Annotated in this window: 9 protein-coding genes; 6 read left to right on the forward strand and 3 right to left on the reverse strand. The window is 46.1% G+C overall.

Translation table 11 applies throughout. The features are described from left to right. Positions 1-805: 805 nt before the first annotated feature. The 6 genes from H8A87_RS17980 to H8A87_RS18005 are packed head-to-tail and all read left to right on the forward strand — an operon-like array spanning position 806 to position 10758. The gene (locus tag H8A87_RS17980; protein WP_198691288.1) at positions 806-2542 is read left to right on the forward strand and encodes a type VI secretion system baseplate subunit TssF; all 1737 of its coding nucleotides are present in this window, start codon (positions 806-808) and stop codon (positions 2540-2542) included. A gap of 12 nt (positions 2543-2554) precedes the next feature. Beyond that, a complete protein-coding gene (locus H8A87_RS17985; RefSeq protein WP_198691289.1) occupies positions 2555-4444 on the forward strand; it encodes a type VI secretion system Vgr family protein in 1890 nt (629 codons plus the stop codon). 12 nt (positions 4445-4456) lie between these two features. After that, positions 4457-5677 carry a DUF2169 family type VI secretion system accessory protein gene (locus H8A87_RS17990; RefSeq protein ID WP_198691290.1) on the forward strand — a complete coding sequence of 407 codons (1221 nt, stop codon included), beginning with the start codon at positions 4457-4459 and terminating at the stop codon, positions 5675-5677. Next, positions 5667-6023 (forward strand): DUF4150 domain-containing protein, encoded by a 357-nt coding sequence (locus H8A87_RS17995; RefSeq protein WP_198691291.1) that lies wholly within the window; start codon positions 5667-5669, stop codon positions 6021-6023. Before H8A87_RS17990 ends, H8A87_RS17995 begins: the two co-directional genes overlap by 11 nt. 10 nt (positions 6024-6033) lie before the next feature. Further along, positions 6034-10509, forward strand: coding sequence for an RHS repeat-associated core domain-containing protein (locus H8A87_RS18000; protein ID WP_232370354.1), 4476 nt, complete (start codon positions 6034-6036; stop codon positions 10507-10509). Positions 10510-10515: 6 nt separating this feature from the next. After that, positions 10516-10758: a DUF7660 family protein gene (locus tag H8A87_RS18005; RefSeq protein WP_198691293.1), complete on the forward strand. Its 243-nt coding sequence runs from the start codon at positions 10516-10518 to the stop codon at positions 10756-10758. 272 nt (positions 10759-11030) lie between these two features. Here H8A87_RS18005 and nth read toward each other — a convergent pair whose 3' ends face one another. From nth to rsxG, 3 genes are read right to left on the reverse strand one after another with little or no spacing between them, the layout of a single operon-like run. After that, complete coding sequence (gene nth / locus H8A87_RS18010; RefSeq protein ID WP_198691294.1) at positions 11031-11663, reverse strand: endonuclease III; 633 nt, start codon at positions 11661-11663, stop codon at positions 11031-11033. A 14-nt stretch (positions 11664-11677) separates the two neighbouring features. Beyond that, positions 11678-12382, reverse strand: coding sequence for an electron transport complex subunit E (locus tag H8A87_RS18015; RefSeq protein WP_198691295.1), 705 nt, complete (start codon positions 12380-12382; stop codon positions 11678-11680). A 2-nt stretch (positions 12383-12384) separates the two neighbouring features. Further along, on the reverse strand, positions 12385-13011 hold the full coding sequence (gene rsxG, locus H8A87_RS18020) for an electron transport complex subunit RsxG (RefSeq protein WP_198691296.1): 627 nt from the start codon (positions 13009-13011) through the stop codon (positions 12385-12387). Positions 13012-13014 lie beyond the last annotated feature (3 nt).

Below are 13014 nucleotides of genomic sequence, written 5' to 3' on the forward strand. Positions count from 1 at the left end.
TAACTATTTAATACATAACCCCGTTTGAGGATTCTAATGTTGTCTTCATTTGTGAGACGATGAATTAACATCACAAGTGTTAACACAATCAAAAGGTGCTTCATCAGGAAGATACAGAGTGATAATTCGTGGTTTTTTTTAAAATTTATATTTTTTCTTTTCTTCTCTTAATAAGTCATGAGCAGTCGCATCGTGATTTTTTATAAGGAAAACCAGAATCGTGAGTATTGGTTGAGTCTAAAATTCCGCTAGTAAAATGTTTATCTCTTATTTTATCTTTACTTCCTACATAACCCCATTTGCTATAAGCAGACAAAAAAGTAAGACTTAAAATAGTACCTTTGATTGTAATGTAAATTAAAGTAAGTCAACTTATCCATAAATTGCCAGGATAGTGAATGTTTCATTGTAAGTTAATGGTAAATTTAATATTTTTTATTATATATCATCAAGTTAGATTGCGTTCTTTATGTTAAAATTTGTAACATTTATGTTAATTAAAATTGTTTTACCTAGTGATGTTGTCATGCAATATTACGAATAATAATTTCATAAAATTCTATAATTTTACTCTTTTATTGTGTAATTAGTGTTTTTTATAAAGTGTAATATTTCTTAATATTTTTATCTGATGTTTGTATTTTCAATTTATTAATTTATTAATTTATTAATTTATTAATTATTTAAGGGAGTGGTGATTGTTATTTTGGCTTTCTAAGGATTGTTTTTTGATGTGATCTTTTAATAAAAATATTTTAACCGAGAGATTATATTACATTTGGTATCGTTTTTTAATGGAGCTGATATGGATTCTTTTCACTTTTATTTCCAATGGGAATTGGATTATCTGAGACAACTTGAAAAACTGGCTGGTGAAGAAAAATCTCATTTGGCGAAGATTTTTAATGGTATTGATCCCGATATCGAAAGGCTAAATGAAGGTTTTGCGGTTTTAATGGCTCGTTTACATCAAAAAGTGGATGATGCTTTTCCCGAAATTACTTTACCTCTGCTGCAACGATTAAAGTCTCTGTCTATTAAGGGAGTTCCTGCCACGAGTGTAGTCCAGTTCGATGTAGGAGAAGGTGTTGACTTTTTCTGCACCTTACCGAGGGGGACGGAAGTTTCTTCTGGTATGGGAACAACATTTTCCACGAGTAGAGCATGTGATATTGAACCGCTGATATTGATTTCACGAGATATCACGTATCAGGCAGAAACAACTCGTATTACGCTGACTTTCCAATACACAGGTATGGAAGATTATTGGCCTATTCGTCCTATTAGCCTGTTTCTTAGCCCTGATGAAGTGTTGGCAGATATGTTGATGTTTGCTCTGTGCCGCACCTTGCAAGGTGCAGAACTGCATCACAACGGATTGACTTATCCGGCCGAGCCTCTCAGGTTTGAACCCTTGTCAGGCTCTTCCCGATTGATCTTATCACCGCCAGTTTCAGTTGCAGGAAATTGGGCTCCGCAGATGCTGATGGAGTCGCTCTATTTACCCCATGTTCACCACTTTATGACATTGGCTCTGCCGACCGTGATGTGCGATCGGTTATCCATGACAGAAACTCGGCAGTTTAGTGTTACGTTGAAACTCAATGAAGTTTTGCCCCTGTCTGAGACTCAACTGGCTGATGCTTTCCATCTTCATTGTGTGCCCGTGGTGAATATTGAACGTGAGTCGCAGGTGACACTCTCTTTTGCACCAGATACCTCTCGCTATTCTCTGCCTTTATTAACCGGACAAGGGATTCTGTCCATGACTGACCTTCAGTTAAAAGACGAGCCCAGTGTAGAACGTGGCAAGCGGTGCCAGTTTCATCCTATGAGCCAATTTACGCATTTTTTCCGTCATGCCGACGAAGAAATTTGGTTTTATGAGTTAGGGATTAACCGTGATGCGTTGGGGCGGTTGGAATATGAGTTGATGTTTTATGACAATCACGGCCGACCAATGGAACAGCCTCCAGAACAGGAGTTGACTTGTCACTTTGTGACATTTGATGTTGGTTTGCCTGTATTGGTGGTGGGAGATATTTGCCATACAGGTGAGGATATTCCCGATGGCCTGCAAGTTAAAAACCTTACACCCACCGCGCTCAGTTATCCACCAGTAACAGACTATTCACGATATTGGGGATTACTTTCACACCATGCTGCCAACGGTTTCTGGCTGAATTCGGTATCAGCTCTTAAACAGCTCCTGCTGGACTACGATTTTTATGCTGATCTCGATCGGCATACTCACCGCGATATCCAGCGGATGACAGCGGGCATTTTAGCGGTTCAATCCACTCCCGGTGATTGGTTGATCCGGGGCGTACCTTACCGTTGTGTGCATGTTGAACTAACACTGGATGAAGCCGTTTATACCAGCCGAGGCGAACTGTTCCGGTTTGCCAATATTTTGTATCAGTTTTTACCGTTTTGCCTTACCGAAGATATGCGTATGCGCATGACTGTCATCGGAAATGTTTCCAATACCCGCTGGCTTTTATCACCTTGTCCACTTCAAGGGTATCGCCCGATCATGTAAGGAGATGTAGAAATGGATGGATTAGTATTTACTTGCCAGATAGGTGCCTTGCCGAGTACCACCTTTCAGGTGGTGAATTTCAGTTTACAGGAAGGGTTGTCTCAGCTTTATTACTTGTCCCTAACCGTGGTCAGTCCCCTTAACAGCGTGGTACTTAATGACCAATTAGGGACATATGCATCACTGGCCATCACTCGCAATAGCAGGGTTGAACGGACGATCAAAGGTATTGTGGCGGGTGCCTCACAGGGTAACACTGACGGACGACAAACCTATTATACTTTTACTATCAAACCAGAAATGTGGCGAATGACCCTTCATCAGGACAGTCGTCTTTTTCAGCGTCAGTCCGTACCGGATATTCTTAAACAATTGTTGAAAGAACATCGTGTCAAGTCGGACAACAAGTTCTATGAAGACGGCGATCACCATCCTGTAAGAGAATATACCACCCAGAAACGTGAATCTGCCTATGACTTCTGGTGTCGGCTGGCGGCGGAAGAGGGAATTGCGTTTTGGTTTGAAGAAGAGCAACTGTTTTTCAGTGACTCCCATTTGGGGATGACGGCGGATCTTAATCTGACTTACAACGTCCAACCCAATACCGATGATAAAGATACTGCCGCTTGGCAGTGGCAATATGGGGAATACCTCTGTCCGGATGAGTATATCCACAAGGACTACAACTACCTGCGGTCTTCTCAGCCCTTGCAGACTCAGGCCAAGCTACCTCAAGGTGGTCGTCATTCAATATTTGAAAGTTATGGACGTTTCCCGTGGAGCAAAGAAGGTAAACCGCTGGGCGAGGTGCGACTTAACCAACTGAACAGCGAAAGTAAGCTGGGTTCAGCTCAAACTAACTGTATTCAGTTGCGTCCCGGTAAAATCTTTATCCTGAAATCACATCCGATTGCTGCCATGAATGATCGTTGGCAGGTCATTACCATTAATCATTATGGTTCCCAGCCACAAGCCGCAGGCATTGCCGGTGAAGGCACCACGCTGACCAATAATGTCACTTTTATTCCGGGGAAAGATGATTGGCGCCCGCCGTACCGTTATAAGCCGCTGGCTGATGGTGATGAACTGGCGACAGTCGTTGGACCACCCGGTGAAGAAATTTTTGTCAATGAACATGGCGCTATTAAAGTGCATTTCCATTGGAATCGTCATGATCCAGCGGGAGATGGCTCATCATGCTGGGTACGTGTGGCACAGGGCTGGAACGGTAATGGTTTTGGTTTTATGGCGATACCCCGCATTGGTCAGGAGGTAATTGTTTCTTATCTTAATGGCGATATTGATCGTCCCATCGTGACGGGCTGTACTTATAACGGTCGTAACCGACCGCCTCTTAATTTACCTGCCGAGAAAACCCGTACCACGTTCAAAACTCACACCCATAAAGGTGACGGATTCAACGAACTGCGGTTTGAAGATGCCAAAGGCAGTGAAGAAGTCTTTATTCATGCCCAGAAGGATATGAATACCAAAGTGTTGAATAACCGTACCACGCAGGTGCTGGGTAATCATACTGAAACGATTGACGGTAATCAGGCCGTTATTGTGAAAAAAAATAAACAGGAAGTTGTGCAACAGACCAGCACCGAAGTGGTCGGGCAGGCTAAGACCCTGACAGTGGGACAGGCTTATACCATTACCGTTGGCGCCAGTATGAATACCACGGTTTCCATGAGTCAAACTGAATCGGTCAAAATGCAGAAGACAGTGTCCGTGGGGCAAACCCTGTCTATTTCGGCAGGTAAGGTAATTGAACTGAAATGCGGTAACAGCACTTTGCGTATGGACAAAGACGGCAAAATTACCATCAAAGGGAAACAGTTCTTGTTCGAAGCCAGCGGCCCTGTGCAAATCCACGGCAAAGACATTGATTTGAATTAAGGAGACAGGGCGATGGAATTCAGGAATCTCACCCCTTTTTCGGTGATGAACTACCGGATGCTGGATACAGAAGATCAGGAATACGATGTGATTGCCATGAAAGTGGGTTATCAGCTATTGCCCGCAGGGAAGGGTGAATATCTGGCTGAACTGCTGCCGGTTATGTCCTTATGTGTACAGGATCAATATCGGGGCGCATTGAACGTCTCACAGGTATTGCAGGAAAGTGATCTGGCGCCGTTTAAGCCCAAGTGTGACGTGATTGTCAATGGCACTGCCTATGCGCCGGAAGGTGAGCCCTGTTCATCCTTTCCTGTTCGTTTGTCAGTCATGGATGCCAATGGCGACACATTGCTTGATAAAACGCTGCATATCACAGGAGAACGGGAATTTTTCCGCCCCGATAACGGGCAATGGCAGCTTTCTGATCCTAAACCATTTAACCGTTTACCGCTTGATTATCGTTATGCCTTTGGCGGGGGATGCCGGATTGAAGCCGAGGATGATAAAGCGGCGAAGGCACTAACAGAGGAAGACAAGCTCTCTACTGAACAACGCAGCCAACACCCCGATGGTGAAAAGGCTCCCATAGCTCATGCGGTTTATGAATACAATCCCATCGGTACGGGGTTTGTTTTGCCGTGGTATGCGAAGGCGAAAGATCTGCCTCGTTATCCGGCACCGCGCATTACTCATCCGAATGCACCGATAACCGCACACCATTTTACTGATATGCTGGCAGGCCATTTCTCAGCCACCGAGCCAGCCTGTCAACCGCAGGGTATGGGCGTTATTGGGCGGGCATGGTTACCACGGCGAACACTGGCCGGAACCTATGATCAAACATGGCTGGAACAGCGCCATCCCTATCTGCCACAGGATTTTGATTTCGGTTACTGGAATGGCACCCCGCAGGATCAGCAGATTGACTGGCCATCTACCGATATTTCACTGCAACTCACCAACCTGACATCGGATGGCTCCTTACAAACCGAACTGCCGGGGCATCGTCCTTTTATCCTGTTCCGCATGGAGGATGGTGCTCTTTTCCCCGTTCTGATGAACCTCGATACCCTGATTATTGATACCGATGCAATGACATTGGCGCTGACGTTTCGTCTGCATTTCAGCATTGACTTCCCTATCCGAGTGGCGGAAGCCCGGTTTGAAATAAACCCCAAAGCCCCTTTAATTACATTTGCACCTGAACAGGAGCAGGATCATGGCGGATAACTATGTTGCCCGTAAAGATACTCAATGGTTGATTATCAGTCTGGTTCCCGATGTCTGCAAAACCCCGATGGGACCGGCCACGCCTCCGATTCCTTATCCCGTAATAGCAAAGCTGGAGGATTCCTCTGCACCGGTCTCATCGGTGCGGGCAAACGGGCAACCAGTGGTGGTATTCGGGCAAAGTTTTGTCCCGCAGACATTGGGGGATGAAGCGGGGACGGCTACAGGGGTGAAAAGTGGCACGGTGGGAGGAAAGTGTCACCCGAAAGAACATACGCAAACCGTGAGGGCTGGTGGCAAATTGACATTGCGCCATACAGATAAATTCTGGATGAATGGGGCATAAGGGAGGATATATGGCAAAAGGAGCAAAGAACGATAGCCCGACGGGAACAGGGAATACGGTGGGGACTATTGTTGGCCAGCCGAAGCGGTCAAAAAGAAGTCCGTCAGAGGCGAATCCGCCTGTTAAGCTGGAAACTAAAAAAGAAGAAGGCTGGTTGGAGCAGCTTTGGGGAAAAACTAAAGAAATCGCTAATGACGCTTGGGAAACGGTTAAGGATAGAGCCGCAGCATTTAAAGAGGTAGTCAGTGGAAATATAAGCGATATCTATACAATATCACAACATCCTGAAGATGCCTTTAATGGAATTGTTAAGTTTTTTCATGGTGATAAACTTAGCTCCCCTGGCGAGATAGCCGGTGTTCACTATATACAAACTCTTATTGATGTAGGAAAAGGTTTTGGGAAAGGATTAGCTAATACGGTACCTGATGTATTGAGTTTTGGTCCTTCGATTATGGGAGCAGAATTCAATTGGTTGGGAGACAAAATTGGTTGGGGGGGAATGTCAACCTTTGGTCAATGGATGACAAAGGTCGCACATTTTTTCCAGTCCTATCGTTTTGAACTAAATACTCCCGCAGAGAAAGTGGGTGATTTTGCAAGTTTGGTTTTCGGGCCAGGAGAACTAAAAGGAGTAACAAAAGCCTTCTCTAAGGCAGCAGAGACTATAATACCTAAAATTGAAGCCAAAGCTGCAACTAAAGTAGCCGAAGCTGCAACTGAAGCCAAAGCTGCAGCTAAAACAGCTAAAGCAGGGGTTCAAGTTAAAAGAAAAGGGGATAGCAGTAACCCCGCTAACCCCAAGAGACCAAAGAAAAAAGATCCTGCCAAGAACGCTGATCAAGAAAAGCCTTCTGAGTGTAAAGGTAGTCCCTGTCTAAACGGCGAACCTGTCGATATCACCTCTGGCGATTACCTACAAACATTCTCAGTGATTGCCATTCCCGGTCTGTTGCCGATTACCTTAAACCGAACCTATCGCTCTACCGCCTGCCTGAATGGATTATTAGGGCGAAAATGGGCCGATGACTGGTCACGTCAGTTAGTGCTCGACGGTGAAAAAGTTCATTTTACCGATGCTGACGGGCAAGTTTATGATTTTTCGACACCAGAAAATCAGGTGCTGGCGCGTAATTACCATCTTCTCCACTGTCTGCTGACAGGGGAGCGGGAGGGTGAATTATGTATCATCAACAAACAAAACCAGCAAACTCTCCATTTTAACCAGATTGAGGGTAACCGGCGTCGGCTGTCTGCCATCACAGATCGCCATCAGAACAATATTCAGTTTATCTATAATGATCAGCATCAGTTGATTGAAGTGGTGCGCAATGATGGTTTCCGCTTAACCCTTCACTATCAGGATAATCAGCTCCGGGCAGTGGATTACCATTTTCAGCAGATCCAGCAACGGTTGCTCACCTGCCATTATGACCAATACGGCTATCTGGCCGAATGTGATGCTTTTCAGCAAAACCATCTCTGGCATGAATACACTGCGCAAGGCTATATGACCCGCTGGCACGATACGGATAAGACCGATTTTTATATTCACTACGATGAACGTGGCCGGGTCGTTTCCACACATTCCTCCGAAAGTTATTGGTCTGACCGTTTTATTTATGACGATGATGCCCGTGTGACCACTTATCTGGATGCCGAAGGCGGAAAAACCCGATCCTATTACAATCAAAATCATCAGGTGATCCGTGAGGTTGACCCATTAGGGCGTGAAACCCGGACGCAGTGGCGTTATAACCAGAAGGTGTGGGAAATTGATCCGCTGGGCGGTTACACCACTTTTGACTACAACCATGACGGGGCATTAACCGAAGTTGTACTGCCCACGGGGGACGCTTTTTATTATGACTATGATGAACACGGTCAGCTTACCGAAGCGATTTTACCCACGGGGGATATCTGGCGCTTCCAGCATGATGAGCAAGGCAATCTGACGGCGGTCACCAACCCACAAGGACATACAGAAGCATATCAGTACGGTATTCATGGCGAATTGCAGCAACGGCTTTTGCCGGATGGCCGGCAGTGGCACTACGCCTATGATGAGCATCAGCGGTTGGCCGCTATGATGACACCCGATGGTCAGACAACCGGTCTGGAACTGGATGAACTGGGGCGTCTGCGCCGTACTACCGATGCGCTTAAGCAGGAAACCCGCTATCGCTACAGTGCTGTTCATGCCAGCCTCGATAATGGCAGCCTGACCGAAATTGAATTACCGGATGGGGTGACTCAACAGCTTGAATATGACAGCGAACGGCGTGTGGTCGCGGTGACTGACGGGGAAGGCCGCACGACGCGTTACCGCTATGGGGCGTTTGATCTGCTGACCCACATGACCCGCCCGGATGGCACGACATTACACTTTGGTTATGACCGTCTCACGCGTTTTTGTTCCGTCACCGCCTCGACAGGGGAAACGTATCGCTATGAACGGGATGCCGCGGGTCAGGTTATCCGTGAAATCGACTTTACCGGCCGTACCATCGACTATCAGTATGATGCGCTGGGGCGTCGCATTCAGGCCCGTTATCCGGATAATCACGTCTTGCGTTGGCATTACTCGTCGGCAGGGTTATTGACCCGACAGGAAAGCGGGCATCAGCAGGAAGACCAGTACGAACTGAAATCCACCACCACTTACGAATATAACGTGCGCCGCCAGCTTATCAGGGCAACCAATGACGATGCCGTAGTGGAATACGAATATGATGCGGTGGGTTTACCTGTGTGTGAACGCATTAATGGGCGTGAAATCACCCGTGAGTGGAACAGCCTGACCGGGCAGTTAACGGCGGAAACCCGCGGTGAGCATACCCTGAACTGGGGTTATAACATCATGGGGGCTGTGAACCATTTTCAGTTTAACCAGCATACGCCACTGACTCTGAGCCATGATGCGTTAGGGCGGGAAACGGTCAGGGAAAGCGCGGCAGGGTTTATTCTTGCCAGCCGGTATACTGCTGCCGGGTTATTGGCACACCAGTCCGCCGGGCGGACGACCGCGTTGTTCCGTGAAACGTTGGCGCAGAACGATCCCCATTTTCCACCGCAAGCCACGGCGGTTAACCGTAGCTGGCAGTATGACCGCGCATACAGCGTCAGAATGATCGATGACGGCATCTGGGGACAGACCCGTTACCGCTATAACCAGAATGACCAGATTGTTAACGCTGAATTCAATGGCCGGTTGCCCTATGAAGAGCAGTTTCGTTATGACCCCAATGGTAATTTGAGCCAACATGTGCTGGTGGATGCAAAAGGGGCGATTGAGCAGATTGAACAGCATCAGCAGGCCGGGCGGGTTATTAAACGTGGCAATGTCACTTACCGCTATGATGACAATGGCCGGCAGGTGGAAAAAACCGAACACCGTGACGGTTTTCGTCCACAGGTATGGCGTTATCGTTGGGATACGCAAAATCAGTTAACCCACTGTGAAACACCGGATGGTTCCCGCTGGCACTATCGCTATGATGCCTTTGGCCGGCGTATCCGCAAGCTGAAAGTGCACGATGGCAAACTGGCCGCGGCTAATCGGCAACGCTGGCTGGAGGGTAAACCGGATTTAACCGCAAAACCTGATGCCATTATGGGGTATGACTACCTGTGGAGCGGTAACCAGCTGGTGGAAGAAACCCCGCTCTATGCAGATGGCACCCCGGCCTATGATTGCAGTATTTGCTGGCTGTATCAGCCGGGCGCATTAGTTCCGTCAGCGCGTTATGAAAAAGGCAGACTGCACTATATTGTCAGTGACCATCAGGGCACGCCACGGGAAATACTGAGCGAATCCGGTAAGCTGGTCTGGGCAAGCCGGTTGACAACGTGGGGCAAAGCTGAACGGATGCCGCTATTGGCGGCAAATGATGAAGATTACCATGTGAGCTGCAACCTGCGGTTTGCCGGACAGTATGAAGACGAGGAAAGCGGGTTATACTATAATCGGTTTCGGTATTATGATTGTGGTACGTCGCAGTATTTGACACCCGACTCGATAGGGCTGGCTGGGGGGCTGAATCTCTATCAGTACGTACCAAATCCATTAAGCTGGATAGATCCATTAGGATTAACATGCGGGAATATTGACGGGGAGATTGACCCAAAAGAGGTTCGATTTATGCAAAAGTCTGCTTCAAGTGGAGGTAAATTAAATCAAGGTGAAAATTATACGGTTTTAGAGAATGCAGAGGCTTTGAGGAATCAAACTTTGAGGCCTTCTGATTTACCGTTAATGAGACTAGTTAAAGATGGAGATAAAATATGGACTCTAGATCATCGTAGATTAATTGCATTCAGAAAAGCGGAACTTGAGAGCGTTCCTTTTAGATGGGCGACGCCTGATGAGATAGCTGGGGAGATGTCTAGGAAAATGACAACAGTAGTAGACGGTAAATCAATCGTTCTTAAGATTTACACTATGGTTAACGGTGTGAAAGTGAGAACATATGAGACAGTGAGTTAATATTTTATGAATACTAAAGAAATAAAGACTAGAGAAGATTTTATTGAATTTCTTGAGACTCTTTCTTCAAATGCTAGAAATAATTTGAATGAGTGGGAAAATAAAGATCTGCCTTCATATCTTGAAGCGATGTCCTCTTGGATAGAGGACATGGATGGGTATTATGTAAATCAGAAGTTATCCGTTCCAGAAAATATTAATTGGACATTCATTGCTGATATCTTAATGGCTGCAAGAGTCTATGAGTAATATTATACTGGGAGATCTATTCTCCCGGTTTTTTAATGTCCGTTCAATCTGCTAAACAACGGTGTTCTTAATCCCCTTAACCACCCGCATTGCGGGTGGTTATTGACTGACAATGTGCTGTTTTTTATCCGGAATTTCGCTTTAATCAAATTCCGTTCACCTGATGGAGTTTGCCGCCGCCACGTTAAGAATGTAGTGATCAGGCGAGGATCTGCAACATCCTAATACATGGGTTCAAATTTTACCCCTGACTTACAGCCCTTGTGGAATGACTATTCGGTTTTATCCTCAAATTCACACAGATCCTCAATAATACAAGATCCACAACGCGGTTTACGGGCAATACAGGTATAACGTCCGTGCAGGATCAGCCAATGGTGGCAATCAACCTTGAATTCAGCCGGTACGACTTTCAACAGTTTCTTTTCAACCTCGTCAACGTTTTTTCCCGGTGCAAATTGTGTCCGGTTACTGACGCGGAAAATATGCGTATCGACCGCAATCGTTGGCCAACCAAAAGCGGTGTTTAACACAACGTTGGCTGTTTTACGGCCAACACCCGGCAGGGCTTCCAGTGCTGTACGATCTTCCGGCACTTCACCTTGATGTTTTTCCAGTAAAAGCCGACAGGTTTTAATCACATTTTCAGCTTTGGTGTTATATAACCCGATGGTTTTTATATACTCTTTCAAACCATCCACACCGAGATTGAGAATGGCTTGCGGGGTATTCGCAATGGGATAGAGTTTTGCCGTCGCTTTATTCACGCTGACATCCGTGGCCTGTGCAGACAGCAATACAGAGATCAGCAATTCAAAAGGCGAATTGAAAACCAATTCAGTTGTCGGATGCGGATTGTTATCCCGTAAGCGGGTGAGGATTTCGACCCGTTTTTGTTGATTCATATCTGATTACACCCTCAGCTTCTTGTGATATGGCTGCCGCAGCCTTTTTCTATGTTGTATTGGCGTGCTTTATTTTCTGAACGATTCTTCAGGCGTTCATCAATGATATATTTTCCTGCTAACATCAGACCTAATCCAATAAAGGCGCCGGGTGGCAGGATAGCGAGCAGGAAGGGGGAATCCATATGAACTATTTCAATCCGCAATGACTTGGCCCAACCACCCAGTAATAAATCTGCGCCATCAAACAGTGTGCCATTACCCAGAATTTCACGTATCGCTCCCAGTACGAACAGGGCGAAAGTTGCACCAAAGCCCATCGCAAGGCCATCAATCATTGAATGATAAATGGAATTCTTTGATGCGTAAGCTTCCGCCCGGCCAATCACGATACAGTTAGTGACAATCAGCGGAATAAAAATCCCCAATGATTCATATAATCCGAATGCGAATGCGTTGATTAACATCTGAACAGCACTGACAACGGACGCGATGATCATCACGTAAATGGGAATGCGAATTTCATGGGGAACCCAACGACGCAAGGCGGATACGGCAATATTGGTGCTCAATAAAACCAGTGTTGTAGCTAATCCCAATCCCAGAGCATTGGTTGCAGTGGAAGAAACTGCTAACAGAGGGCAAAGACCTAAAAGTTGTACCAACGCTGAGTTGTTCTTCCAGAGTCCCTGAATAAATAGGTTTTTGGTTTCGCTCATGGTTATTTTTCTCCACAAGTTGGCAGCGAAGAAAGCTGCTCTGGTATTGTTTCCAAATAAAGAGCCGTGCGTTTTACGGCATTAACGACAGCACGAGGTGTAATGGTTGCTCCGGTGAACTGGTCAAATTCACCGCCATCTTTTTTGACTGCCCATTGGTTATTGTCTTCTGACATCACTTTCTTGCCAGAGAAAGCATAGATCCAATTTGAAATACGGGTATCAATTTTATCCCCCAATCCCGGTGTTTCATGGTGTTCAGTGACACGCACCCCGAGTACTTTGCCGGAAAAGTCAGCACCTACCAGTAATTGAATAGCGCCTGAATAACCATCAGGTGCTGTACTTTCCAACGCAGCCGCAACAGGATTATTATCTTTTCGGGCAAGATAAAGGCGATGGGGTTGTTTGTTACCTAATGAGCTGTCTGTGACCAGATAGCATTCATCCTGCATTTTATTGTCATATAAAGCAGGGGGAACAACCTGATCCAACAATGTTTTATGCTGCAATGCTGCTTGTTCCGCAATCCGATCTTTTGTTAATGAATAGACGATTGCTGTTAATCCTGTTGTACAAGCGGCAAAGATTGCAAGAGTAATACCATGACGTCGCATAGTTTCTAACATGTC

This window comes from Xenorhabdus lircayensis (assembly GCF_016306625.1).
GTDB lineage: Bacteria > Pseudomonadota > Gammaproteobacteria > Enterobacterales > Enterobacteriaceae > Xenorhabdus > Xenorhabdus lircayensis.